Here is a 25324-nt window from a genome sequence, read left to right on the forward strand (position 1 = left end):
TCGGAAGAATCGTGGAGAACCTGATTGCGCTGCTGATCGCGGCGCCCCTGCTCGGAGCGGCCGTGCTCCTGGTCGGCGGCCGTCGGCTCGACGCCGTGGGCCACTGGATCGGCACGCTCCTGTCGACCACCTCGTTCGTGTTCGGCGTGGTCCTCTTCGGCGACCTGCTGAGCAAGGACGCCGAACACCGCACACTGACGCAGCACCTGTTCACCTGGATCCAGGTGGGGGGCTTCCAGGCGGACGTCGCCTTCCGCCTCGACCAGTTGTCGATGACGTTCGTGCTGCTGATCACGGGCGTCGGCTCGCTGATCCACCTGTACTCGATCGGGTACATGGAGCACGACGAGCGCCGCCGCCGCTTCTTCGGCTACCTGAACCTGTTCCTCGCGGCGATGCTGCTGCTCGTCCTCGCCGACAACTACCTGCTGCTGTACGTCGGCTGGGAGGGCGTCGGTCTCGCGTCCTACCTGCTCATCGGCTTCTGGCAGCACAAGCCCAGCGCCGCGACGGCCGCGAAGAAGGCCTTCCTGGTCAACCGCGTCGGCGACATGGGCCTGTCGATCGCCATCATGCTGATGTTCACCACCTTCGGCACCTTCGCCTTCGGCCCGCTGCTCGGGTCGGAGGGGCAGCCCGGCATCGCCGGGGACGCGAGCGAGGGCAAGCTCACCGCCATCGCCCTGATGCTTCTGCTCGCCGCCTGCGGCAAGTCCGCCCAGGTGCCGCTGCAGTCCTGGCTCGGGGACGCCATGGAGGGCCCGACCCCGGTCTCGGCCCTCATCCACGCGGCGACGATGGTCACCGCGGGCGTGTACCTGATCGTCCGGTCCGCCGCGATCTTCAACGCGGCGCCCGACGCGCAACTGGTCGTCACCGTCGTCGGCGCCGTCACGCTCCTGTTCGGTGCGATCGTCGGTTGCGCGAAGGACGACATCAAGAAGGCGCTGGCCGGCTCGACGATGTCGCAGATCGGCTACATGGTGCTGGCCGCGGGCCTCGGCCCCATCGGCTACGTCTTCGCGATCATGCACCTGGTGACGCACGGTTTCTTCAAGGCCGGCCTGTTCCTCGGCGCCGGCTCGGTCATGCACGGCATGAACGACGAGGTCGACATGCGGAAGTACGGCGGCCTCAGGACGTACATGCCGATCACCTTCGTCACCTTCGGCCTCGGCTACCTCGCCATCATCGGCTTCCCGGGCCTGTCGGGCTTCTTCTCCAAGGACAAGATCATCGAGGCGGCGTTCGCCAAGGGCGGCACCGAGGGCTGGATCCTCGGCGGCTGCGCCCTGCTCGGCGCGGCCATCACCGCGTTCTACATGACGCGCGTGATGCTGATGACGTTCTTCGGCGAGAAGCGCTGGCAGCCCGACGAGGACGGGCACGAGCCGCACCCGCACGAGTCCCCGAAGTCCATGACGATCCCGATGATCGTGCTGGCCTTCGGATCGGTCTTCGCCGGCGCGTTCTTCAGCATCGGCGACCGCTTCGTGCACTGGCTGGAGCCCGTCACCGGCCACTCCCACGGCGACTCCCCGGTCAGCGCCCTGACGGTCACCCTCGCCACCATGGTGGTGCTCGTCGTCGGCGTGGCCATCGCCTACGCCCAGTACGGCCGCCGTCCCGTCCCGGTCGTCGCCCCGCGCGGATCGCTGCTCACCCGCGCGGCCCGGCGCGACCTCCTCCAGGACGACTTCAACCACGTCGTCCTGGTGCGCGGCGGCGAGCACCTCACCCGCTCCCTGGTCTACGTCGACCACACCCTGGTCGACGGCGTCGTCAACGGCACGGCGGCCTCCATGGGCGGCCTGTCCGGACGGCTCCGCAAGTTGCAGAACGGCTACGCGCGGTCGTACGCGGTCTCGATGTTCGGGGGGGTGGCGATCCTCATCGCCGCGACCCTGCTGATGAGGGCGGTCTGATACCGATGTCCTTTCCTCTGCTGACAGCGACGGCCGCGCTCCCGGCGATCGGGGCGGTCGCCACGGCCGCCGTCCCGGCCGCCCGGCGCAACGCCGCCAAAGCGCTGGCGCTGCTGATCTCCCTCGCGACGCTCGCCCTGGCGGTCGTCGTCCTGGTCCGCTTCGACCCCGGCGGCGACCGCTACCAGCTCACCGAATCCCACTCCTGGATCAAGGAGTTCGGGGTCCGGTACGAGCTGGGCGTGGACGGCATCGCGGTGGCGCTCATCGCGCTGACCGCCCTGCTGATCCCGTTCATCATCCTGGCGGGCTGGCACGACGCCGACCCGCTGGAGACGGGCAGCAAGCGCTGGCGGCCCACCCAAGGCTTCTTCGCTCTCATCCTTGCGGTGGAGGCGATGGTGATCATCTCCTTCGAGGCCACCGACGTCTTCCTCTTCTACATCTTCTTCGAAGCCATGCTCATCCCGATGTACTTCCTCATCGGCGGCTTCGGCGACCGCGCCCACGAGCACGGCGAGGAGACGGCGTCCACGCAACGGTCGTATGCGGCCGTGAAGTTCCTGCTGTACAACCTGGTCGGCGGTCTGATCATGCTGGCCGCGGTGATCGGCCTCTATGTGGTCGCCGGGAACTTCAGCCTCCAGGAGATCGCGCAGGCCCGGGCCGGCGGCTCGCTCCACATGGCGACGAACACCGAACGCTGGCTGTTCCTCGGTTTCTTCTTCGCCTTCGCGGTGAAGGCCCCCCTGTGGCCGCTGCACACCTGGCTGCCCAACGCCATGGGCGAGGCGACCGCGCCGGTCGCCGTGCTCATCACGGCGGTCGTCGACAAGGTGGGCACCTTCGCGATGCTCCGGTTCTGCCTCCAGTTGTTCCCCGAGGCGAGCAAGTGGGCGACGCCCGTCATCCTCGTCCTCGCGGTGATCAGCATCATCTACGGGGCGCTGCTCGCGGTGGGACAGCGGGACATCAAGCGGCTGGTGGCGTACGCGTCGATCTCGCACTTCGGGTTCATCGTGCTGGGCATCTTCGCGATGACCAGCCAGGGGCAGTCCGGCGCGACGCTCTACATGGTCAACCACGGCATCTCGACGGCCGCCCTGATGCTGGTCGCCGGCTTCCTGATCTCGCGCCGCGGCTCGCGGCTCATCGCCGACTACGGCGGGGTGCAGAAGGTCGCCCCGGTGCTCGCCGGCACCTTCCTGATCGGCGGCCTGGCGACCCTGTCGCTGCCCGGGCTCGCGCCCTTCGTGAGCGAGTTCCTGGTCCTGGTCGGCACGTTCGCGCGCTACCCGGCGATCGGCATCGTCGCCACCCTGGGCATCGTCCTCGCCGCGCTCTACACCCTCGTCCTCTACCAGCGGACGATGACGGGCCCGGTGAAACCCGAGGTCTCCGCGATGCCCGACCTCCGCGCGCGTGAGCTCGTGGTCGTCGCCCCGCTGATCGTGCTGTTGATCTTCCTCGGCGTCTATCCGAAGCCGGTCACGGACATCGTGAACCCGGCCGTCAAGCAGACCCTGTCCGACGTACACAAGAAGGACCCCAAGCCCGAGGTGGAGGCGGCCAAGTGAGCGCATCAGCCGTCCACAGCCTGTGGACAACGGCGGCAACCGCGGCCGACCCGATCGCGAAGATCGACACACCCAAGATCGAGTACGGGCAATTGTCGCCCACCTTGATCGTCCTGGGCGCGGCGATCATCGGCGTGCTCGTCGAGGCGTTCGTGCCGCGCAAGCACCGCTACTACGCACAGTTGTTCGTATCCGTCGTGGCGCTGGTCGCCGCCTTCGCCGCGGTGGTGGCGCTGGCGGAGGGCGGGTACGGCACCACGAAGGCGCGCATCGCCGCCATGGGCGCGATCGCCGTCGACGGACCGGCCCTCTTCCTCCAGGGCACCATCCTGCTGGCCGCACTGGTCGGCCTGTTCACCTTCGCCGAGCGGCGCCTCGACCCCGAGATGCACGGCAACCGCGTCGACTCCTTCGCCGCCCAAGCGGCCTCCGTGCCGGGCAGCGACAGCGAGCAGGCCGCCGTCAAAGCCGGATTCGCGACCACCGAGGTCTTCCCGCTGCTGCTGTTCGCGGTCGCCGGCATGCTGGTCTTCCCGTCGGCCAACGACCTGCTGACCCTCTTCATCGCCCTGGAAGTCTTCTCGCTGCCGCTGTACCTGCTGTGCGCCCTGGCCCGCCGCAAGCGGCTCATGTCGCAGGAGGCCGCGGTCAAGTACTTCCTCCTCGGCGCGTTCGCCTCCGCGTTCACCCTCTTCGGCATCGCGCTGCTCTACGGGTACGCGGGCTCGGTGTCGTACGGCACGATCGCGCAGGTCGTCGACGGCACCGTCCAGAACGTCAACCCGGCGCTCGCCGACACCATGGGCAACGACGCGCTGCTCCTCGTCGGCGCGGCGATGATCGTCATGGGGCTGCTGTTCAAGGTGGGCGCGGTGCCGTTCCACATGTGGACGCCCGACGTCTACCAGGGTGCGCCGACCCCGGTCACCGGCTTCATGGCCGCGGCGACCAAGGTGGCCGCCTTCGGCGCGCTGCTGCGTCTGCTGTACGTCGTCCTGCCCGGCCTGCGCTGGGACTGGCGGCCGGTCATGTGGGGCGTCGCGATCGTCACCATGCTGGGCGGCGCGATCGTCGCGATCACCCAGACCGACATCAAGCGGCTGCTGGCGTACTCGTCCATCGCGCACGCCGGATTCATCCTCGCGGGTGTCATCGCGACCACCCCGGACGGCGTGTCGTCCGTCCTCTTCTACCTGGCCGCGTACTCGTTCGTGACGATCGGCGCGTTCGCCGTGGTCACCCTCGTGCGCGACGCCGGCGGCGAGGCCACGCACCTGTCCAAGTGGGCGGGGCTCGGCCGGCGGTCGCCGCTGGTGGCGGCCGTGTTCGCGGTGTTCCTGCTGGCCTTCGCCGGCATCCCGCTGACCTCCGGGTTCGCCGGAAAGTTCGCCGTGTTCAAGGCGGCCGCGGAGGGCGGCGCGGCACCACTGGTCGTGGTCGGTGTGATCTCGTCGGCGATCGCCGCGTTCTTCTACATCCGGGTCATCGTGCTCATGTTCTTCAGCGAGCCGCGGCCCGAGGGCCCGACCGTCGCCGTTCCGTCGCCGCTGACGATGATGGCGATCGGGGTCGGCGTGGCGGTCACGCTGGTGCTCGGTGTGGCACCGCAGTACTTCCTGGACCTGGCGAACCAGGCGGGCGTGTTCGTGCGCTGAGCTGCACTGATACGGCGCGTCCTGGCCGGCGGCGGGCCCGGTTCCCCTTGGTTTTCCCGGGGCCGGGCCCGCAGCCATGTTCGAGTGACGGAAGTTGTACACAGGGTGACTCGATCGGGCCTGTGGATAACTCGGGTGGTGTCAGTCCGGACCCCTATCGTGGAGGCAGTGGTCGAGTGACGACGTACGGGGGACCAGACGATGGGCGGGACGGGTGGGATCAGCGCGATGACAGCGATCACCGGGACACCGGAGCGGACCGAGAGCGAGGCGCTGGCCACGCTGCACCGGGTCTTCGGGTACGAGGCCTTCCGCGGCGAGCAGCAAGCGGTCATCGAACACGTGGTGGCGGGCGGGGACGCGGTCGTCCTCATGCCGACCGGCGGCGGCAAGTCGCTGTGCTACCAGATCCCGTCCCTGGTCAGACCCGGTACGGGCATCGTCGTCTCGCCTCTCATCGCCCTCATGCAGGACCAGGTGGACGCGCTGCGGGCGCTCGGCGTGAACGCCGGGTTCATGAACTCCACGCAGAACTTCGACGAGCGGCGCGTCGTCGAGGCCGAGTTCCTCGCCGGCGAGCTGGACCTGCTGTACCTGGCGCCGGAGCGGCTGCGCCTGAACTCCACCCTGGACCTCCTCTCGCGCGGCAAGGTCGCGGTCTTCGCGATCGACGAGGCGCACTGCGTCTCCCAGTGGGGCCACGACTTCCGCCCCGACTACCTCTCGCTCTCCCTGCTCGGCGAGCGCTGGCCGGACGTCCCGCGGATCGCCCTCACGGCGACGGCCACCCGCGCGACGCACGAGGAGATCACCCAGCGCCTGAACATGCCGTCGGCCCGGCACTTCGTGGCGAGCTTCGACCGGCCCAACATCCAGTACCGGATCGTGCCGAAGGCCGACCCCAAGAAGCAGTTGCTGAGCTTCCTGCACGAGGAGCACGCGGGCGACGCGGGCATCGTGTACTGCCTCTCGCGCAACTCCGTGGAGAAGACAGCCGAGTTCCTCTCCCGCAACGGCGTGGCGGCGGTGCCCTACCACGCAGGGTTGGACGCGGGCACCCGCGCGGCGCACCAGTCCCGGTTCCTGCGGGAGGACGGCCTGGTCGTGTGCGCGACCATCGCCTTCGGCATGGGCATCGACAAGCCCGACGTGCGGTTCGTCGCCCACCTCGACCTGCCCAAGTCGATCGAGGGCTACTACCAGGAGACGGGGCGCGGCGGCCGTGACGGACTGCCCTCCACGGCATGGATGGCGTACGGCCTCAACGACGTCATACAGCAGCGCAAACTGATCCAGTCCGGTGAGGGCGACGAGGCCTTCCGGCGGCGGGCCGGCGCCCACCTGGACTCGATGCTGGCCCTGTGCGAGACCGCCCAGTGCCGCCGCAGCCAGCTCCTCGCCTACTTCGGCCAGGACCCGTCCGCGGCGGGCTGCGGCAACTGCGACACCTGCCTGACACCGCCGGAGACCTGGGACGGCACGGTCGCCGCCCAGAAGGTGCTGTCGACCGTGGTGCGGCTGCAGCGGGAGCGCGGCCAGAAGTTCGGCGCCGTGCAGATCGTCGACATCCTGATGGGCAAGCGCACGGCCAAGGTGATCCAGTTCGACCACGACCAGTTGTCGGTGTTCGGCATCGGCGAGGATCTCGCCGAGGGCGAATGGCGGGGCGTCGTACGGCAGTTGCTGGCCCAGGGGCTGCTCGCGGTCGAGGGGGAGTACGGCACGCTGGTGCTCACGGAAGCCAGCGGCGAGGTGCTGCGCCGCGAGCGGGACGTACCGCTGCGCAAGGAGCCGAAAAAGCCCGCCACGTCGAAGGCGTCGGGCTCCTCCGCCTCCGGCCGGAACAAGCCCAAGGCCGCCGCGGCCGAACTGCCCGAGGCACTGCTCCCCGCCTTCGAGGCCCTGCGCGCCTGGCGCGCCGAACAGGCCCGCGAACAGGGCGTTCCCGCGTACGTCATCTTCCACGACGCCACACTCCGGGAGATCGCCACGGCGTGGCCGACGTCGGTGCGACAGCTCGGCGGCATCAGCGGGGTCGGCGAGAAGAAGCTGGTGACATACGGGGAGGGCGTGATCGCGGTCCTGGCCGCACTGGACGCCCCGCCGGGCACCGCCAACGATCCGGCGCCGCCTACCGGCTCCACACCCGCCTCCGCTCCCGGCGCTGCTCCGGGTACCGCTCCGGCTGCCGCAGAGGATCCGGGCGACCCGGACTACTGGCCCGAGATGGACGCGGAGCCGGAACCCGAAGACTGGATGTAGGGACGGGGACTGGACAGGGGGGGACTGACCGGACCGGCTGACCGGCTGGGTACCTGGTGGCGAGGGGGGACTGGGGAGGCTTAGTGGAGCGGTTCCTCATAGGGCGCGGGTCGCGTACGCCCTGACGTCCGCGTCCGAGTCCGTCGTCGCCGTGGCGAGAGCGGCGCGGGCGGCCTCCGAGGCGCGGTGGTGGGTCAGGGCCAGGACGGCGGCCTTGCGGACGTCGGCGTTCGGGTCGGCCAGGGCCTTGGCGAGGACGGGGACGGCCGTGTCGGCGTGGGCCACGGACAGCGCCGTGGCGGCACCGGCGCGGACCTGCCAGGCGGGGTCGGCCAGGGCGGTCACGGCACGGGCGGCGAGCGGTGCCGGGTAGCCGGTGGTCCCCAACGCCCCGTAGGCGGCGGCACGCACCAAGGAGTCGGGATCGTCGACGAGCCCGACGAGGGCCGCGTGGACGGCGTCACGCTCGGGGGCGATGCCGGCCCCGGTGCCGAGGTCGGCCGGTGAGATGTCGGTGAGGCGGCCGGCCGCCACCGTCGACGGAGACCAGGGCACGGACGGCCTCGATCCGGACGGCGATGTCGGCGTCGGTGAGAGAGCCCGCGAACAGGGCGGCGTCACCGAGGCGCAGGGCGCGCAATACGTGCAGGGTCTCCGAGAGGCCCATCAGGCGGTCCAGTCCGTGGGGGTACTTCTGCGCCCCGACGACCGTGCCGACGCCGGGCAGGCGTTGCACCAGGCCCTCCGCCCGTAGGAGGTCGGCGAGCTGACGGGCCTGGTCCGCATGCAGCCGAGGACGCGTGCGGTGGGCGGCGACGGTGGTCGCGCCCTGGCCGGCGCGGTCTCGGATGCGGTCGGTCGGTGCCGTGTTTCGAACCATGGCGAGGCAGGAGGAAGAGCAGTGTTGCCGGAGTGTTGCGCCACCTGCGGGTACGTCCGGTAGGGCGTTGACCTGGGAAGACGGGCGGATCCTGACCAAGATCCGCCGGGTCAGGACAGGGCCGTCAGTCCCGGGGCGAAGGTGATGAGCAGGGGCAGCAGGGGGACGAGCGCGGCCGCCGTCGTCGTCAGCGCCCGGTGTCTGCGGAGCAGGCGCGGGGGCGGCTGGAGCAGTCGGTCGACGCGCTCGCCCAGGAGACGGTGACTGGAGGCGCAGGACAGGACGCCCCGGTGCTGGTTCAGCTCGATCAGAGCCAGCGCCGTCGTCAGGTGGCCGCAGCGGCGCGACGCCGTGTCGTCGGCGGCGAGTTCGACCAGGCGGTGGGTCTGGTCGCAGAAGTGGGAGAAGAGCGGAACGCGGGGGAAGCCGGTGGCAAGGGCGGTCGAGAGGTGGAGCAGCCAGTCGTGGTGGGCGCGGGCATGGCCGCGTTCGTGGGTGAGGACGGCGTCCAACTGGTGGGCGGTGAGGCGGTGCAGGGCACCGGTCGTCACGATCAACTGGGGTGGACTGCCGGGCATCCACCAGGCGTCGGGATACTCGTCCTCCAGCACGAGCAGCGGGCCGCGGGCGGACGGCAGGCCCGCGGGCAGGTCCGGGGCGCGTTCCCGCAGGTGGGCCCTGGCCTGGCCGCGGCGTCGGCGTGCGTCGACGAGCTCGCGGGCCAGCATCGCGGTGGTCCAGGCGGCCCCGCAGGCCAGCAGCAGGGTCAGGGCCGCCGCCCACAGCGGGACGCCGGAGAGGTCGTACGCCTCGGTGACCGCAGGCGGTGCGGGGGCGAAGACCCGCGCGCGGACGGTGTGGAACACGGCCGTGGCACCCAGCACCAGGGCTGTCAGGCAGCACAGCAGGACCGTGGCGACCAGGCACTGCCACACCCACAGCCCGACCACCGGCTCCCGCTCGGGCCACACGGAGCGGGTGAGCGCACGCGGAGCCGGCACGGCGGCCGTCAGCGCGACGACGCTCAGCAGGAGCAGGCAGACAGTCATGCCATGGGCTCCGGATCCTGGTCGGGAAGGGGGCGTGCGCCCTGCGCGCACGGGATGCGTACCGCGTACCTGTGGGGGTGCGGCCTGCCACGGGCGGCGGGCTCGGCGCGAGGACCGTGCCCGCCGCCAGTATGACGGCGGTGACTCCGGGAGTCAGCCCACGAGGACGCCCCGATTCAGCCCGGACCGCCCCGCCCTGTCACCGGTACCACTATTGGACTCGTCACCGGTCCTGTCACCGGCCTCGTCCCCCGACCTGTCGTCGGCAGTGTCAGTCGTCGCTTCGGGCGGCGATCACCTGGCCGCTCACCTCTCCCAGGCCCACCCGTGTGCCGTCGGGGCCGGGAGCCCAGGCCGAGAGGGTCACCACGTCGCCGTCTTCCAGGAACGTCCGCTTGCCGTCGGGGAGTTCGAGGGGGTCACGGCCGTTCCAGGTCAGTTCCAGGAGGGAGCCGCGCTCGTGCGGGTTCGGGCCGCTGACCGTGCCCGAGCCGTACAGGTCGCCGGTGCGCAGGGACGCGCCGTTGACGGTGAGGTGGGCGAGTTGCTGGGCGGCCGTCCAGTACATGGTGGAGAAGGGCGGATCGGAGACGACGTGACCGTTGAGCGCGACGGAGATGCGCAGGTCGTAGCCGGCGGGTTCGGTGGCCGAGTCGTCCAGATAGGGGAGCAGGGGGTGGGTGCGCTCCGGGGGCGTCACCCGTGCGTTGTCCAGGGCCTCCAGCGGGGTGATCCAGGCCGACACCGACGTGGCGAACGACTTGGCGAGGAACGGGCCGAGGGGGACGTACTCCCAGGCCTGGAGGTCGCGGGCCGACCAGTCGTTGAGCAGGCACAGGCCGAAGACGTGTTCGCGGAAGTCGGCCAGCGCGACCGGGTTGCCCTGCTGCGAGGGCACACCGACCACGAAGCCGACCTCGGCCTCGATGTCGAGCCGCACGGACGGGCCGAAGACCGGGGCCGGATCGGCGGGCGCCTTGCGCTGGCCCGACGGGCGGACGACGTCCGTACCGGAGACCACGACGGTGCCGGCGCGGCCGTGGTAACCGATCGGCAGGTGCTTCCAGTTGGGCAGGAGGACGTCCCCGGCGTCCGGGCGGAAGATCGCTCCGGCGTTCCGGGCGTGGTGCTCGGAGGAGTAGAAGTCGACGTAGTCGGCGACCTCGAAGGGGAGGTGCAGGGTCACCGCGGAGAGGGGGTGGAAGAGCGGTTCGACGGTGGGGCGGTGGGCGGGGTCGGTCACCCACTCCGTCAGGGCGCGGCGCACCTGCGACCAGGTCGTGCGGCCCGCCGCCAGCAGCGGGCCGAGGGTCGGCGCGGCGAGCAGCTCGGCGTGCGGCGAGCCGAGCGCGCGGGCCGCCGCGCCCGCGTCGAGGACGTGGTCGCCGAGCCGGACGCCGACGGTCCGCCGCGCGGAGCCCGGCAGGGAGAACACGCCGTACGGGAGGTTGTGCGGACCGAAGGGGTCGCCCTCGGGAAGGTCGAAGGGGGGCATCGGGTACTGCCTCTCTTTCGTGTCGCTCGTGTCGTTCACGCGCTCCGTGGTGCGTTCTTGGGCGCGTTCCTTGGTGCGGTCTGCGGCGCTCGCCGTGTCGTGCTCGCCGGACTCCGGGCGGGTGTCGCGCGGGTGCGCCGAGCCGCGCCACACGTTACGGCCGACCTCGCGGAACCGACACGGGGGCTGGACCGGCCAAGCGTTTCGGACGGCAGCGCTCCGCGTCCGGTTGCTCACCGGAAGTCGTCCACCGGCCGGTCCGCAATCTTGACGGAGCGGTGCGAAAGGGGACACTCTGAACGGGTGTTGGAAGGCCTCGGGGAGGGGGCTTTCGGCTGGCACACCTGGGGGGCGAATGGCCATAGGGGAGGCCGGTCTCGGGTCGGCGCGGCGTGGCTCACGGCCGAAGCGGCTGGAAGCGACGATGCGCGACAGACTCGGCCGGGAATGCGTGTACGTGCCGTCGTGCAGATTCGGGCTGTTCGTGGCCTTGCGCCACTGGTGCCCGCCCGGCGGACGCGTGCTGATGTCGCCGGTCAACGACGACGTGATCTTCTTCGTCGTGCTCGCGGCCGGACTCAGACCGGTGCAGGCGCCGTTGAACCCGCTGGACGCGTCGATCGACGTCGACGCCGTGCCCGACGAGGTGTGGGGCTCGCTGTCCGGTGTGCTCACGACGAATCTGTACGGCAACCCGGACGACACTCCGCGCCTGCGGGAGAAGTGCGACGCGCTGGGCATCCCGTTGTTCGAGGACGGGGCGCACGCGATCGGCAGCGAGGTGGGCGGCCGACCGGTCGGGGCCTGGGGCGACGCCTCCGTCTTCAGCCTGTCGAAGCATGTCGGTGCCAAGGCCGGAGGTTTCTTAGCCTGCGCCGACCCTGGGCTGCGCGAGGCGCTGGAGAAGACCTGCGAGGACCTGTTGCTGCCGGGGCGGTTCACGGCGGAACTCGCCTACACCGTCCGGCCGTACGCGGAGGCGGCCGTGCGGGGGCTGCGGTTGCGGCGGGCGGCCTGGGCCACCATGCGGCTGCTCGGGCTGATGGAGCGGGAGGAGATCCGGATGCCGCTGCGGCCGGCCGAACTGGCCCGTGCCGTCGACGCGGCGCCGGACCTCGCCGCGCACGACTCCTGGGTCCGCGTCGACATGCACGACTACCGGCTGCGTTCGGGACCGCTGAGAGCGGGCCGCATCGGCCGCCGGGTCGACCGCCTGGACGAGGTGCTGACCGCCTGCCGCGCGGGCACGGAACTGCTGCTGTCCACACCGTGGGCGCAGCCCGCGGAGCCCCGCGCCGACCGCGTCCAACCCCTGTTCCGGGTCCCCTTGTTCGTCGCCGACCGGGAGGCCGCGAGGGCGGCGCTCGCCCGGCGGGGCATCGTCGTCGGGTACCTCTATGACCCGCCGCTGGACGACTACGCGGGTGCCGCCTTCACCGACCCGTCGCCCGATCCCGCCGGGGCGCGCTGGTTCGCCCGGCACGCGCTGCCCGTGGATCCGCTGCGGGCCCGGCAGGTCGTCGGGGTGCTCCAGGACTCCGGCGTACGGCCGGCCGAGGTGCCGGGAGGGCTGGAGTCGACCCGTGGCTGAGACCCAGGCCGAGATCCAGGCCGAGATCCAGGTACCCGAGCCCGCGGCGCCGTCCGCCGCGGCGGAGGCGGCCGGCCCGACGCCGGCCGACGGCGGCGGCCGAGGCTCCGACTCGCTGTTTCGCAACGCCTACTTCCTGATGCTCAGCACGGGCGTCTCCGCCGTGCTGGGACTGGGCTTCTGGCTGGTGGCCGCGCGCTACTACTCGGAGGAGGCCGTCGGGCAGGGCTCGGCCGCGATCGCGGCGATGCGGCTGCTCGCCAGCGTCACGGCGACGACGATGATCGGCGCCGTCGTCCGCTTCGTGCCGCGCGCGGGACGGGCCACGGGCGCGCTGGTGTGGCGGGCGTACGCGGCCAGTTCGGTGGTCGTGGCCGTCGCCGCGTTCGTCTTCCTGCTCACCCTCGATCTGTGGGGGGCGACGTACGCGCCGCTCGGCACGGCGACCGCGGGGGCGGTGTTCGTCGTCGCGTGTGTGGCGTGGGCCCTGCTCACCCTCCAGGACGGCGTGCTCACCGGGCTGCGTAGATCGGGGTGGGTGCCTCTGGGCAACGCGGTGTTCTCGGTCGGCAAGCTGATCCTGCTGGTCGTCTTCGCGACCGCGCTGCCGGTGCTCGGCATCTTCGTGTCCTGGGCCGTCGCGATCGCGTTCTCGACCCTGCCGCTGGGCTGGTTGATCTTCCGCAGGCTGATCCCGCGCCAGGCCGCCGCCGACCGCGACGTGGAGCCGCCCGGGCTGCGGGAGATGGGCCGCTTCCTGGCCGGGGACTCGCTGGGCGCGCTGTTCAGCCTGGCGATGATCAACCTGCTGCCGGTGATGGTCGCGGTCCGCTTCAGCGCGGCGGAGAACGGCTACTTCTACGTGGCGTACACCGTCGGCGGCACGATGGAGTTCATGGCCATCAACATGGCCTCCTCCCTCACCGCGCACGCCTCGCACGACCCGCGCAGACTCGCCGACGGGGTGCGCGGGGCGCTGCGCCGGATGACGTTGCTGCTGGTGCCGGTGGTGCTCGTGCTGGTGCTGTTCGCCCCGCAGATCCTGCTGCCGTTCGACGAGGACTACGCCGAGCACGGCACCACCGTGCTGCGGCTGCTGGCCGCGGGGGCGCTGCCCCGGGTCGTGGTCGAGCTGTACATCGGGGTGCTGCGGGTGCAGGGCCGTACCGGGATGCTCGCCGCGCTCCAGGGCGCCATGTGCACGCTCGTGCTGGGCACCGCGGCCGTGCTGTTCGCCCCGGCCGGGATCGCGGGCGCGGGCTGGGCGGTGCTGCTCAGCATGACCCTGATCGCCGTCGTCTCCGCCGTCGGCCTGCGTTCCGCGCTGCGCCGCAACGACCGCCTGCCCGCCGGCCGGTCCACCGCCGCCCCGGCCGCCTACGGCACGCGCTGGGCGCGGCTGAACGCCACCGCCGGATACGGCACGAACTGGGCGCGCCGGGCGGCGTACGAGCGGGAGGGCATCGACGAGGACACGGTCACCCTGTTCATAGGGCGTCCCGGGTACGAGCGCGAGGCGTTGCAGGCGGACACCCTGGCGCTGATCGTGCGGCCGCACGGGGCCGGTGGGCGGGATGCGGTGGCCGACGAGGAGGGGGTGGCCCAGGAGAAGGGGGTGGCTGGCAGTGGTGCGGGGGTGCGGGCCTCGTCCGCACAGAAACAGGAACAGAAACAGGAACGGGCACAGACGCCGGCGCGGGAGCGGTGGGTCGGGGGCGTGTTGTGGGGGCTGCTCGGGGTGGGGACCGTGGGGTTCTGGGCGGCGTTGCGTGCGCTGCCGTGGGTCGACGGGCCGTCGGCCGATGCGCTGACCGGGCGGCAGTGGCTGGCGGCGCTGCCGCTCACGGCGGTCGTCGCCGGGGGACTGGTGCTCGTGGTGTTCGTCGGTGCGGTGACGTTGCGGGCCGCGAGAGACGCGTGGCTGCCGGGGGCGGCGCTGGGGTCCGCGCTGCTCGCCCTGTACGCCGTACCCGTCGCCTTCGGTTGGGAACCGACGCCGGTCGGTGGGACGTTGTACGGGAAAGCGGCCCGGTTCCTCGCGCACGGGGTGGGGCTCGACGGGCCCGAGCCGCTGTTGCGGTGGGCGCCGCCGGCCGCGCAGCTCCTGTGCCTCGTACCGCTGTGGCTGCTGCTGGCGCGCGCGAGCCGGCGGCTGACGTGGCCGGGGTGCTGGGGGGTGCTGTATCTCGTCGCGCTGGGCGGCTGGGTGTGGCGGCAGGAGCTCGCGGCTGCGGCGCTGCCCCTGTTCGGCGGCCTCGTGCTGGTGCTCGTCCTCGCCACCCTGTCGGTGTGGCTCCGTGGGAAGCGTCGGAAGCGTGGGGAGGGGAGACGGGTGTCGGATCGGCGGTGAACGGTCAGCGGGGCGGGACGGGTTGGTGGAAGTAGCCGTTCTTCCCCGCCTCGCGGTAACCCTCGAGACCCGGGCCCGCGTTGACGGTCAGATCGCACGCCGGCTGGTCGGAGGTCGGCCGGTTCCAGTGCACCAGGGCCTTCACGTCGGGGAGTTGCTTCACGGCGGCGGGGATCTGGGTGTACCAGTCGCGCTGGCGTTGCGGGGCGTCGGCGTCGGGCGCGGTGGCGAACTCCGCGAGCATCACGGGCTTGTCGTCGGTGATGTTCGCGCGCAGCCACTCGTAGCTGGGCCGTTGGCTGCGCAGGAAGTCCTTCCAGTCGGTGGTGCCGTGGCACGCGTAGTAGTTGTACTGGTCCATGGCGATCCAGTCGACGTACGCGTCCCCGGGGTAGAGCGCCTTCATGTCGGCCGCGCTGCCGAGGTAGCCGGAGACGGTCCACACCCACACGACGTTGTCGGCGCCCAGTTTCCGGAACCGGTCGCGAAGGTGGCGGTACGCGGCGATGAACTCCTTCGGGGTGCCGGCGCCTTCCTTGATGCGGGCGTCGGTCTCCTGGTCGAAGGAGAGGAAGACGCGTTTGCCGTAGGCCTTGATGCGCCGGATCTGCGGATCGAGGATCTTCTCGTCGAGCTTTCCGGAGGCGATGTTCTGCCAGCCGAGCTGGGTCTCCGTCCAGTTCTCGTGGTGCGGCTCGGTCCAGACGGTGGACTCCCAGGCCAGCATGAGCAGCCGGTCCTTGCCGAGGTCCACTTCGTCGGGGGTGAGCAGTTCTCCGTCGAGCTTGGTGCCGGACATGTCGTGGTAGTTGTAGACGAGGTCGAGCTTGCGGCCGATCCGCTTCTCGAAGCCGAGCACGGCGTCCTTGAGCGAGCCGTTCCCGGCGTACGGCACGGCAGCGCCCCACCAGGCACCACAGGGCGGGACCAGCGTGCCGGTCGGGGCACAGGCACCGGTGGGCAGCTCACCCGAGGCGGCGTTGTCGGGCAGGGCGTCAGCGCCGGCTTCCGGGTCCTCGGAACGGCCGGCCCAGATGCCGATCCCGGCGAGCAACGCGGCCACCGCCACCAGCACGACAGCCGCCCAGGAGCGCCGCCTCACACCCGTCGTACCGTCCCGCACGTCGCCTTTCCCGCCGCCCCTCATGTGTCGTTTCATGCCTTGTTACCGCTGGTGGGCCTGCGTTTGGGCTTGGGGCGTTCGAGTGCGCCGCGTCGTGCGGCGGGCAGGGGCAGGCCGGGCAGGGCCGCGGTGACCGTCGTGAAAGCGGCGAGCGAGACGAGGAAGACGGTCATCGAGAAGCCCTTCACCAGGAACAGCGAGGTGGCGGTGAGCACGCCGAGCGAGAGGCTGACGGGCGCCGTGAGCGCGATGGCCTCCAGCCGTGCGCCGGATGCCAGCGCGCTCGGCTGCGGATACAGCGCCGCGCAGCCCGGGCCGAACAGGACGAAGAGGAGTACCGGGATCCAGCGCAGCGGAGTGGGGCCGGGCACGGTGGTGGCGGCCAGCGCCAGCCAGCCCGAGGCCGCGACGAGGACTCTCAGGTGAGTCGGGGTGATCATGGCGCTCCTGCCGCTCCTGCCGCTCCTGCCGCTCCCGAGGTTCCTGGCGCCCTTGGCCTCGTCAGGGTCGTCCGTCGTCGGATCGATCACTTCGTGGTCAGTCATCGGGCACCTTGTGGTCGGTCCTAGGTCATCGGTCATGGGTCATCGGACGGCGGTTGTCGGGCGGCGGGCGGCAGCCGGGCGGTACTCCAGGACGACGCCGTACGGGTGGGTTTCGATGGTTCGGAAGAGGGGGGAGGCGGTCAGTTTCGACCGTAGGGTCTCGAAGCCGTCGGCGGGGAGCAGGCCCTCGCCGGTGGCGTAGATGTCCTGGGTGCGGGTGAGGACGACGTAGGCCTTGGTGCCCGGGGTGATGCCGGAGGCAAGATAGGCGGCGGGGTCCTTCAGCATCTTCTCGTTGTCGGGCAGCGCCTGTTCGGCGAAGAACCAGTGCTCGAGGCGGTCGTAGTGGTGGAGCGCCTGGGGGAAGGAACCGGTGGTGGCGAGGATCAGGGAGCCGTCGGGTGCCGCGTCGAGGGCCCTGGTGACCAGCGCGGTTTCCTGGGGCGGCGTGTAGAACATCTGCTCCTTGCCGTAGTACGACGGCAGGAAGCCGGCCAGCAGCACCAGCAGGACGGCCGGCAGCGCGACGGCCGCGACCCGGCGCCGCAGCACCTTCGCCCGGCTGCGGCGGGTCCCCGCGACAGCCGGGACGAGTGCGGCGGCGGCGAAGAAGGCCGCGCCGGGCAGGGCGAACAGGTAGACGCGGAAGAGCATCTCGCCGCCGTAGTCGTTGATGGCGAACAGCGGCACCGGGGCGACGGACACCAGCAGCAGCGGCAGCGCGCTGCGGGTCAGCCGGCGTCGCAGCAGGACGGCGGTCCCGGCAAGGACGGCGATGGCCAGCACCATCACCACGTTGGCGGTGCCCGCTAGTTCGGGACCGGGCCCGGTGAGCTGGCCCGCGTAGCCCGCGCGCGAGTTCTCGGTCAGCTCGCCGATCGACTTCCTGATGGTGGCGAGCGTCTCGACGAACAGCGGCCGCCCCATGGTGAGGTCCCAGGTCAGCATCAGCAGCGCGGTGACGACCAGCAGCCCGTAGTTGCGGTAGCGGCGCGTGAGGCTGAGCGCGAGCAGACAGATGGTGAGCATCACCGGGGTGAGCTGGTGCGTGGCGTTGATGGCGGCGATCAGCGGAGCCAGGATCACCACGCAGACCGCGCGCTGCCCGCGCCCCGTCGGCGGCGGGACGGGGGCGGCCACGGGGTCGAGGTAGGTGCGGTCGCGCAGCCGCCCCGCCGAGCCGGGCCGTACGAAGTGCCGCAGCACCACCGCGAGCACCGTCAGATGCAGCAGGTAGGCGAGCGCCTGCGGGGCGAAGTAGTCCTGGCCGACCCAGTTGGCGAGCTGGAAGATCCATACGGCGGTCCAGATCAGCCGCCAGTCCTCGCAGAAGGTGCGGTAGATCAGGACGAGCACCGGGATCATGAGCAGGCCGAAGACGATCGGCGCCCAGTTGGCGTACGCGGCGGCGCTCTGCACGCCGAACGCCCGCACCAGACCCGCGTTGAGCGTGAAGAAGCCCGGCCACTGGTCGTACGCCGACATGTTGCCCGACAACGCCGCACCCGGCCGTAACTCACCGTTGGCGAGCAGGGTGTTGACGATCGCGTCGTGCTTGGAGGCCCACGGGTAGCGCACCGCGTCGTACAGCACCGCCGGGGGCGCCTTGAGCGCGAACAGCAGCGCGGCGCAGTGCGCGGCGGGCCACCAGGGTGCGGTGCCCGCGCGCCGCAGACTGAGGACGAAGCCCGCGGTGAGCACCAGCAGCGACAGGTAGTAGGCGGCCGGGAGCCGGTTCAGCAGGCCGTAGTCGCCCATCTCGCGGAAGCCGATGCGGGGCAGCGCGTACGCCCACAGCCCGGCGGCGAGCAGCAGCGTCAGCAGGGCGGCGGCGTCCGGCGCGCGGCGCGGGATCCGCCAGGGTCTGCGTCGTCCGCTGCCCGTGGCCGGCGCGGGGGCGGGCGGTTCGCTGCTCTCGGTGGTCGGTACAGGCACATGTTGCTGCACGCTGAGGCTCCCCTCCCCCACGTCAACTGCACGTCAACTATAGGAATTTCGTTGCCTTTTCACACCAAAATCGCCAAAGCCTGTTCAGCCGGCGAAGAGCGGACCCCGGACGGTGGCGCGGGCGCGGCGGTACCACCGCCAGCCGACCGTCTTCGGTCCGTCGCGATACGGGGCGACCCGGGCGCCGGAACCCGTCAGCCAGCCCTCGACGTCGGCGACGGTGTGGCCGCGGCGCACGATGAGCCGGGCGATGCGGTAGCGCTCGTCGCGGTCCGAACTGAGCGCGTGCCGCACGGCGGTGGCCGTCTCGTAGCCCGCGGCGGCCGCCATCCGCCGTACCCGGCCGCTGTTGTAGCCGTGCGGATAGGCGAGGTGGCGGACGCGGTGGCCGAGGGCGTCCTCCAACACCGCGCGGGACGCCCGCAGTTCGTGCCCGAGCGCCCGGGGCGCGAGGGTGTCCAACTGGGCGTGGGTGACCGTATGGCTGCCGATCTCCATGCCGTACTGCTCCAGCCGCGCCGCCTGCTCCAACGTCATCATCGGCGCGGGCGGCAGCAGACTGCGGCCGCCCGGGGCGATGGCGCCGGTGGTGAGGTAGGCGGTGGCGGCCAGCCCGCGCCCGGCCAGCGCCTCGGCGGTCGCGCCCGGCAGGTCGGCGAAACCGTCGTCGAAGGTGAGCAGCACCGGCCGGGGCGGCAACGGCGCCCGCCCCGCGAGGTGATCGGCGAGCGCGCTGATCGTGACGGGCGTACGTCCGCTGTCGACGACGGCGTCCAGATGCGCGCCGAACTGCTTCGGGCTGACGGTGAACTCGGCGATCCAGTCCGGCGGTTCCTCCATCACGGCGTGGTACAGGAACACCGGGATGCTGTCCCCTACGGCACCCGTGTCCCCTCTGTGCGCGGACGCCGTCATCGCTCGGCACCCCGCTCCTGCTCCGCCGGCCGGAGCCGTAGCCGCAGCGCGCGCCGGGCGCGCAGATACCCCACCGGCCCGTAGAGCATGCCGCGCCGCTGGAGCCGGGAGAGCCGTCCGGGCCAGGCGTGCGCCCGATCGTCGTGCCCGCCGGGCGCGCCCCCCGCATGCGCCCCCGAGTCCGTCCCCGAGTCCGTCCCGGAATCCGTCCCGGAATCCGCCCCCACCTCCGCCTCCCGGCTCGCCGTAAGGGTTCGCGCGTAGGCCAGGCCCCGGGGCAGCCGGGCCAGGAACGCCGGGAACAGACCGGGCTGGTTGACGAGGATCGCGGTGAGGTAGGCGGTGAGGCCGGCGCCGTAGCCGTACGCCTGGGTCTCCAGGTCCCGCCAGGTCTCCCGGTGGTGGTGCCAGACCAGGGCCTGCGGGGTGTAGTGCAGCCGGTGGCCGGCGGCGAGGACGCGGACGAACCCGTAGAGGTCGTCGCCGCCACGCGCGCGCGTGCCCGCGCCCGTCGCCGGGTCGAAGCCGCCGACCGCCCGCAGCACCGCCGTACGGAAGGCCATGCTGGCGCCGGAGCCGAAGCGGCCCGCGGTGAAGGGGAACAGCGGCTCGTCGGCGGGCGGGCGCAGTGGGTCGTAGGTGCGGGGCGTGAAGCCCTTGGCGAAGCCGCCGTGGCTCTCCAGGAGGACCTGGGAGGGTGTGCGCAGCCGGGCCGGAAGGATCAGGCCGGTGGCACAGCCGAGGCGGGGGTCGGCGGTGAAGGGCGCGGTGAGTTCCGTGAGCCAGCGCGGGTCCGCCACGACGTCGTCGTCCGTGAAGGCGATCACCTCGCCGTGCGCGACCGCGACGCCCTTGTTGTGCGCGACCGCGAGACCGGGCACCGGCTCGGTCACGTACCGCACGCGCTCGCCGTACTTGCGCTCGACGAGGTCGCGGGTCGCGTCCGTCACGGGCGCGTTGTCGACGACGACGATCTCGAAGTCCGGGTGGTCCTGGGCGAGGAGCGAGTCGAGGGCGTGGGCGAGCAGCGCGGCGCGTTCGCGGGTGGCGATCACGACGGTGGTGGACGGCGGTACGGGCGTCGGACCGGGTGCCGGACCGGGCAGGGGCAGGTGGACGGGCCCCGCCGCGGCGTGCTCACGGGCGGCGAGGCCCACCAGGACCGTCTTCGGATCGGCGCCCTCCGGTACCTGCGCGAGCAGTGTCCCGACCGGCCGCCCACCGCGCCTGACCAGCACGAACACCGGCCCGTGCGTGATGGGCGGGCTGCCCGGACCGGGTCTGAGCACGCCGCCCCCGGCCAGACTCCCGTCCAGTTCGAGGCCGAGGTCGAGTTCGGCGACCTGCACCGGCCGGATGTCGAGAAACCCCTCTATCTCCCGCCGTACGATCTCCTGCCGCACAGCTCTTGCGCGGGACATGGCCCTCCCTTGTCTCATGACCGTGCTGAGCGTGCTGAGCGTGCTGAGCGTGCTGCGTGTGGCGACCGGTGATGGCGTCACGGGCGGCGCAGTCGGCCCGCGCTCTTCAAGGTCCGTGCGGCCGCCGCGGCGAGCCTCGGCCGGTTGCGTACGAAGTGGTGTGCGCGGCGGGACGGTTCACGGCTGAGCCAGTAGAGCGCGGCGCCCGCCCCCGGACGCGTCCACGCCCCCTCGTACACGGGAAGCTCCCCGGTCTTCAGCGCGTCCTTGTACTCGGCCGCGCCCCGCCCCAGATCGAGCAGGCCGATGCCCTCGGCGGCGGCCGACTCGGCCATCCGCAGATGCAGCACCAGACCCGGCGAGAACTTCGCGAACTCCGGTTCGTACGACGGGAACCAGCAGGCCAGGACGGTCGACGAACGCAGCCCGAAGTGCGCGGCGATCGGCCGCTCACCGGCGTAGAGGACGGACAGCGTGCCGGCGCACTCCGGCGCGCGGGTCTCGGCGAGCGCCGCCACGAGCCGGGTGATCCACTCCTGGACGAACCGGTCCCGGCGGCCGGTCCTGCGGTACTGCCCGGACTTCCACGCCATGAGCGTGCGCAGCGCGGCCGGGTCGCGTTCGTCGAACACGAACCGCAGCTCCCCGACCTGACGGCCGAGCCGGCGCTCCTTGGCGAGCGTCGTCTTCAGGAACTTCGGCGACTGGGCGCGCAGCACCGACTCGTAGGTCTCGTACCCCTTTTCGACGTCGATGACATAGGAGGCGTACTCCTCGGCCGCGTGCGGCACGAACAGCCCTTGGTCCGCCTCCAGGTTGTCGAAGGCGAAGCTCGACAGCGAGCACGCCCGCATCAGTTCGGCGGCGTTCAGCCCGAGACCCGGGGCCAGTACCGCGCCCTGCGCGTCCGAGACGCCGTACGCGAGGGCCTGGCCCTGGCCGAGCCGGCCCCGCTCGTGGGGCAGGAAGCCGACCGGCTCACGCCCCTCGTACACCACCGCCACCCGAGCGCGGGGCCGCACGAGCCCCACGGCGTCGGTGAACTCCGGTTCCATGAAGGGGTTTCGCGGCAGCGTCGACGCGGCACGCAGCGCGCGCCACCGCTCCCTCTCCCCCTCGCCGAGGTCTTCCGTCCTCAGCACACGAATGCGCCCACTGCTCAACCTGACCCCCCGATCAAGTCCCCCCTGGACACCTGGACGGTACCGCTCCATCAGGGCGTCGCGGTAGGTAGCGTCGGATGTTGTTGCCAACCGGTGCAGAGGCCTTTAACCGTCCGCTACCCGGCGATGCGTCAGAAAGCCGTTTCTTTTAAAGGGGAGTTGGCAGAACCGGGCAGGACCCGGTCGTCGTTCGGTTCGCGTCGAACCCGGGGGCTGTGGGATCCGTATTCTCTGATCATGGCCGCACCCACCGCATATGCCCCACGCACCCCGTCCTCCCCGTCTTCCCCGTATTCCCTCATCGCCACCGACCTGGACGGGACGCTGCTCCGCGGCGACGACACCTTCTCCGACCGGTCGCTCGACGCGCTCGCGCGGGTCGCGCACGCCGGCGCACGCCACCTCGTGGTGACGGGCCGCCCGGCCCCGCGGGTACGACCGCTGCTCGACCGCCTGCACAGCAGGGGGCTCGCGGTGTGCGGACAGGGCGCGCAGTTGTACGACGCCGGCGCGGACCGTCTGCTGTGGTCGGTCACCCTGGACCGGGAACTGGCGGAGACCGCGCTCGGCAAGATCGAGGCGGAGGTGGGGCAGTTGTACGCGGCCGTCGACCAGGACGGCGTGGACGGGCTGACGCTCATCGAGCCGGGCTACCGGATGCCGCACCCGACCCTGCCCGCCCTGCGCGTCGAGCGGCGCGACGACCTGTGGTGCGAGCCGATCAGCAAGGTGCTGCTGCGCCATCCCACCCTGTCCGACGACGAGTTGGCGGCGACGGCCCGCTCGGCGGTCGGCTCGCTCGCCACGGTGACCATGTCGGGTCCCGGCACGGTCGAGCTCCAGCCCTGCGGGATCACCAAGGCGACCGGCCTGGCCCTGGCCGCCGAACACCTCGGCCTGCGGCCCGAGGACACCATCGCCTTCGGCGACATGCCCAACGACATCCCGATGTTCGACTGGGCCGCGCGCGGAGTCGCGATGGCCAACGCCCACCCCGAACTCAAGGCAATGGCCGACGAGGTGACGACGTCGAACGAGGACGACGGCGTGGCCGTCGTCCTCGAAAGACTGTTTCCGTAGTACCCGTGTCAGTCGTCGGTGATCAGTACGCGCCGAAGACGTTGTCGATCGAGCCGTAGCGGTCGGCCGCGTAGTTGCAGGCGGCGGTGATGTTCGCGACCGGGTCGTACGAGTTCCACGAGGTGCCGGAGACGTGGTAGGCGTTGAAGGTCGGGTCGATCACCTGGAGCAGGCCCTTGGACGGGATGCCCGCGGCCGCGTTGGAGTCCCAGAGGTTGATGGCGTAGGGGTTGCCCGAGGACTCGCGGATGACGTTGCGGTAGATGCCGTTGTACGAGCCCGGGATCCCGTGGTCCGCCATGACCTCGAGGGACGCGCGGATCCAGCCGTCGAGGTTGTCGGCGTAGCCGAGGCTGGTCGCGGTGGCGACGGTCGGGGTCGCCGCGGAGGCGCTGGTCGCCCCGATGATCGGGAGGGCCAGCACGGCCGCGCCGGTGGCGGCGGCGGTGAGCGTGCGGACGAGACGGGTACGCCGGTTGCGGCGCGGCTGAGCGGCTGCGGACATGACGAAGTTCCTCTCCGGCGCCTGCGAGGTGAGCTGTCGGGTTCGGGCGGGAGCTGCCCGGCCGCGCCCTGACGGACGCGACTTCACCCCGAGCCGTACCGGTATGTCTGAAACATCCGGTTCGGCGGCTTACCTGGTTCCCCCGCTCCTGCCGTGCGGATCTCGATGGGTGACGGGCGGCGGCAGGATTCGGCGTTCCGCCCGACAGGCCGGGAACGTATGCGACAGCACATGTCCGGAACAAGTGGCGAATTCACAGATCGGCCCTATTGACCTTTGTATGGGGCCTATGGGGTGCTTGATCCTTTGTAAGTGCAAAGCGCCAACTTGCTTGGGGGTGCGGGGGGATGCGGGGGAATCGGCCGAGGCCGGGCCGAGGCCGGGTCACCGCGGCGAGTGAGTCAACTCACCGGCATCCACAAGAGTGGCAAATCGGGCATTGAGCCCAATCTATATAAATATTTGTTCATACATGCTGATCGGAAATATAAGGGGCGTGATCCGATACCGCCTGGCCTGTAACCGTGGGGGCTATCGGTGATCGAAACGTGACCGGATACGCTGACTTGAGTGATGGCAGAGACCTATCGACAAACCGCGTAACCGCCACTAGACACCAGCAGACAGGAGACCCCTCGTGACCGTCGTCGGGCCGTTCGGGCTGAGCGTGCGGGACCAGGCTCTGGAAGCCGATGTCCAGGCCGGAATGGCGGCTGTCGAGGAAGGCTTGCTCGAGGCCACCAAGAGTGAGGTCCCGTTCATCACGGAGGCCGCCCAGCATCTCGTGCGGGCGGGCGGGAAGCGGTTCCGGCCCCTGCTCGTGGCGCTCGCGGCGCAGTTCGGTGACCCGTACGCGCCGGGCATCGTGCCGTCGGCCGTGGTCGTCGAGCTGACCCACCTGGCGACTCTGTACCACGACGACGTGATGGACGAGGCGGCCGTGCGCCGCGGGGTGTCCAGCGCCAACGCCCGCTGGGGCAACTCGGTCGCCGTCCTCACGGGTGACTTCCTCTTCGCGCGCGCCTCGCACATCCTGGCCGACCTCGGGCCGGAGGCGGTGCGGGTGCAGGCGGAGGCGTTCGAGCGGCTGGTCACCGGGCAGATCCTGGAGACGGCCGGGCCGACGGACGGGCGCGACCCGGTCGAGCACTACCTCGACGTGCTCGCCGGCAAGACTGGCTCGCTGGTGGCCGTGGCCTGCCGCTTCGGAGCGCTGATGTCGGGCGCCGACGAGACGGTCGTCGACGTGCTGACGCAGTACGGCGAGCGGCTGGGCGTCGCCTTCCAGCTCGCGGACGACGTCCTGGACATCGCCTCCGACTCGCACGAGTCGGGCAAGACGCCCGGGACGGATCTCCGCGAGGGCGTTCCCACGCTGCCCGTGCTGCGGCTGCGGGAGCGGGCGGCGCGGCTGTCGCTGCCCGAGGACATCGCGCTGTGCGAATTGCTGGACTCCGACCTCAGTGACGACGCCCGGCTCGCCGAGGCCCTGGCGGCGCTCCGGGCCCACCCGGCGCTGGAGCAGGCCCGCCGGGACACCGTGCGGTACGCGAAGGACGCGCGGTCCGCGCTGGCGCCGCTGCGGGAGTGCGACGCGAAGGCGGCGCTGATGGAGCTGTGCGACGCGGTGGTCCACCGAGCCGGCTGACCCTCTCGGCTCCGGAACCCTCTCCTTTCCCCTACGGGTCGGAGCCCGTGCTTGTCGTAGCCCCCGTTCGTCGTAACCCCCGTTCGTCGCAACCCCTACGGGTTGGATGCCGCCTCCACGCCTTCGTGTCATACCGCAGGCGTACACGGAGTTGGCTCCCCGGTCTGACGTTTTTCCGTGTGCCGTTTGGTCA

The 25324-nt window shown here is 71.3% G+C and carries 17 protein-coding genes, 2 pseudogenes and 1 riboswitch; of the genes and pseudogenes, 8 read left to right on the forward strand and 11 right to left on the reverse strand.

Going from position 1 to position 25324, the window contains the following annotated elements; genetic code table 11:
• Positions 1-11: 11 nt before the first annotated feature.
• The 4 genes from nuoL (at position 12) to recQ (ending at position 7419) form a co-directional block, all read left to right on the forward strand.
• Positions 12-1925 (forward strand): NADH-quinone oxidoreductase subunit L, encoded by a 1914-nt coding sequence (gene nuoL / locus BMZ82_RS31970; protein ID WP_093780895.1) that lies wholly within the window; start codon positions 12-14, stop codon positions 1923-1925.
• Between the two features lie 5 nt (positions 1926-1930).
• Positions 1931-3502 (forward strand): NADH-quinone oxidoreductase subunit M, encoded by a 1572-nt coding sequence (locus BMZ82_RS31975; protein WP_093780896.1) that lies wholly within the window; start codon positions 1931-1933, stop codon positions 3500-3502.
• Entirely contained in the window at positions 3499-5157 is a 1659-nt protein-coding gene (gene nuoN / locus BMZ82_RS31980) for an NADH-quinone oxidoreductase subunit NuoN (protein WP_093780897.1), read from the forward strand. The genes BMZ82_RS31975 and nuoN overlap by 4 nt, the downstream gene beginning before the upstream one ends.
• Before the next feature lie 228 nt (positions 5158-5385).
• The gene (gene recQ, locus BMZ82_RS31985) at positions 5386-7419 is read left to right on the forward strand and encodes a DNA helicase RecQ (protein WP_256252222.1); all 2034 of its coding nucleotides are present in this window, start codon (positions 5386-5388) and stop codon (positions 7417-7419) included.
• A gap of 96 nt (positions 7420-7515) precedes the next feature.
• Here the strand turns inward: recQ and BMZ82_RS31990 are convergent.
• From BMZ82_RS31990 to fahA, 4 genes and pseudogenes are all read right to left on the reverse strand, one after another.
• Positions 7516-8068, reverse strand: a pseudogene (locus BMZ82_RS31990) (HEAT repeat domain-containing protein); the annotation flags it as partial.
• A pseudogene (locus BMZ82_RS41015) lies at positions 8066-8299 on the reverse strand (GntR family transcriptional regulator); the annotation flags it as partial. The pseudogenes BMZ82_RS31990 and BMZ82_RS41015, both read right to left, overlap by 3 nt.
• A gap of 110 nt (positions 8300-8409) precedes the next feature.
• A complete protein-coding gene (locus BMZ82_RS31995; RefSeq protein WP_093780899.1) occupies positions 8410-9348 on the reverse strand; it encodes a M56 family metallopeptidase in 939 nt (312 codons plus the stop codon).
• Between the two features lie 271 nt (positions 9349-9619).
• On the reverse strand, positions 9620-10843 hold the full coding sequence (fahA, locus tag BMZ82_RS32000) for a fumarylacetoacetase (RefSeq protein WP_093780920.1): 1224 nt from the start codon (positions 10841-10843) through the stop codon (positions 9620-9622).
• Positions 10844-11198: 355 nt separating this feature from the next.
• Here fahA and BMZ82_RS32005 point away from each other — a divergent pair, with 355 nt between their 5' ends.
• Both BMZ82_RS32005 and BMZ82_RS32010 read left to right on the forward strand, forming a co-directional pair.
• On the forward strand, positions 11199-12434 hold the full coding sequence (locus tag BMZ82_RS32005) for a DegT/DnrJ/EryC1/StrS family aminotransferase (protein WP_093780900.1): 1236 nt from the start codon (positions 11199-11201) through the stop codon (positions 12432-12434).
• On the forward strand, positions 12427-14784 hold the full coding sequence (locus BMZ82_RS32010) for a lipopolysaccharide biosynthesis protein (RefSeq protein ID WP_371271337.1): 2358 nt from the start codon (positions 12427-12429) through the stop codon (positions 14782-14784). Before BMZ82_RS32005 ends, BMZ82_RS32010 begins: the two co-directional genes overlap by 8 nt.
• Before the next feature lie 4 nt (positions 14785-14788).
• On the opposite strand, the gene BMZ82_RS32015 is transcribed toward BMZ82_RS32010, so the two are convergent.
• The 6 genes from BMZ82_RS32015 to BMZ82_RS32040 all read right to left on the reverse strand — a co-directional run bounded on the left by BMZ82_RS32015 (position 14789) and on the right by BMZ82_RS32040 (position 21877).
• A complete protein-coding gene (locus BMZ82_RS32015; protein WP_256252223.1) occupies positions 14789-15907 on the reverse strand; it encodes a glycoside hydrolase family 26 protein in 1119 nt (372 codons plus the stop codon).
• A gap of 32 nt (positions 15908-15939) precedes the next feature.
• Positions 15940-16452: a DUF1616 domain-containing protein gene (locus tag BMZ82_RS32020; protein WP_256252224.1), complete on the reverse strand. Its 513-nt coding sequence runs from the start codon at positions 16450-16452 to the stop codon at positions 15940-15942.
• A 39-nt stretch (positions 16453-16491) separates the two neighbouring features.
• Positions 16492-18399 carry a hypothetical protein gene (locus BMZ82_RS32025; protein ID WP_093780902.1) on the reverse strand — a complete coding sequence of 636 codons (1908 nt, stop codon included), beginning with the start codon at positions 18397-18399 and terminating at the stop codon, positions 16492-16494.
• 84 nt (positions 18400-18483) lie between these two features.
• Positions 18484-19314, reverse strand: a complete 831-nt coding sequence (locus BMZ82_RS32030) for a polysaccharide deacetylase family protein (RefSeq protein ID WP_256252225.1) — start codon at positions 19312-19314, stop codon at positions 18484-18486.
• A complete protein-coding gene (locus BMZ82_RS32035; protein WP_093780903.1) occupies positions 19311-20735 on the reverse strand; it encodes a glycosyltransferase family 2 protein in 1425 nt (474 codons plus the stop codon). Before BMZ82_RS32035 ends, BMZ82_RS32030 begins: the two co-directional genes overlap by 4 nt.
• A gap of 77 nt (positions 20736-20812) precedes the next feature.
• Complete coding sequence (locus BMZ82_RS32040; RefSeq protein ID WP_256252226.1) at positions 20813-21877, reverse strand: GNAT family N-acetyltransferase; 1065 nt, start codon at positions 21875-21877, stop codon at positions 20813-20815.
• Between the two features lie 258 nt (positions 21878-22135).
• On the opposite strand from BMZ82_RS32040, the gene BMZ82_RS32045 reads away from it, so the two are divergent.
• Positions 22136-22978, forward strand: a complete 843-nt coding sequence (locus BMZ82_RS32045; protein WP_093780905.1) for an HAD family hydrolase — start codon at positions 22136-22138, stop codon at positions 22976-22978.
• Positions 22979-23000: 22 nt separating this feature from the next.
• On the opposite strand, the gene BMZ82_RS32050 is transcribed toward BMZ82_RS32045, so the two are convergent.
• A complete protein-coding gene (locus BMZ82_RS32050; protein ID WP_093780906.1) occupies positions 23001-23483 on the reverse strand; it encodes a transglycosylase SLT domain-containing protein in 483 nt (160 codons plus the stop codon).
• Positions 23484-23486: 3 nt separating this feature from the next.
• Positions 23487-23688: riboswitch (cyclic di-AMP (ydaO/yuaA leader) on the reverse strand.
• A gap of 432 nt (positions 23689-24120) precedes the next feature.
• On the opposite strand from BMZ82_RS32050, the gene BMZ82_RS32055 reads away from it, so the two are divergent.
• Positions 24121-25131, forward strand: coding sequence for a polyprenyl synthetase family protein (locus BMZ82_RS32055; RefSeq protein ID WP_093780907.1), 1011 nt, complete (start codon positions 24121-24123; stop codon positions 25129-25131).
• Positions 25132-25324 lie beyond the last annotated feature (193 nt).

Source organism: Streptomyces sp. yr375, from assembly GCF_900110755.1.
In the GTDB taxonomy this organism is placed as follows: Bacteria; Actinomycetota; Actinomycetes; order Streptomycetales; family Streptomycetaceae; genus Streptomyces.

Bases quoted from the DNA above. Each gene is read 5' to 3' on its own strand.
- BMZ82_RS31975 (WP_093780896.1), top strand. From the start codon at position 1,931: ATGTCCTTTCCTCTGCTGACAGCGACGGCCGCGCTCCCGGCGATCGGG.
- recQ (WP_256252222.1), top strand. From the start codon at position 5,386: ATGACAGCGATCACCGGGACACCGGAGCGGACCGAGAGCGAGGCGCTG.
- BMZ82_RS31995 (WP_093780899.1), bottom strand. From the start codon at position 9,348: ATGACTGTCTGCCTGCTCCTGCTGAGCGTCGTCGCGCTGACGGCCGCC.
- fahA (WP_093780920.1), bottom strand. From the start codon at position 10,843: ATGCCCCCCTTCGACCTTCCCGAGGGCGACCCCTTCGGTCCGCACAAC.
- BMZ82_RS32005 (WP_093780900.1), top strand. From the start codon at position 11,199: ATGGCCATAGGGGAGGCCGGTCTCGGGTCGGCGCGGCGTGGCTCACGG.
- BMZ82_RS32020 (WP_256252224.1), bottom strand. From the start codon at position 16,452: ATGACTGACCACGAAGTGATCGATCCGACGACGGACGACCCTGACGAG.
- BMZ82_RS32030 (WP_256252225.1), bottom strand. From the start codon at position 19,314: ATGACGGCGTCCGCGCACAGAGGGGACACGGGTGCCGTAGGGGACAGC.
- BMZ82_RS32035 (WP_093780903.1), bottom strand. From the start codon at position 20,735: ATGTCCCGCGCAAGAGCTGTGCGGCAGGAGATCGTACGGCGGGAGATA.
- BMZ82_RS32045 (WP_093780905.1), top strand. From the start codon at position 22,136: ATGGCCGCACCCACCGCATATGCCCCACGCACCCCGTCCTCCCCGTCT.
- BMZ82_RS32050 (WP_093780906.1), bottom strand. From the start codon at position 23,483: ATGTCCGCAGCCGCTCAGCCGCGCCGCAACCGGCGTACCCGTCTCGTC.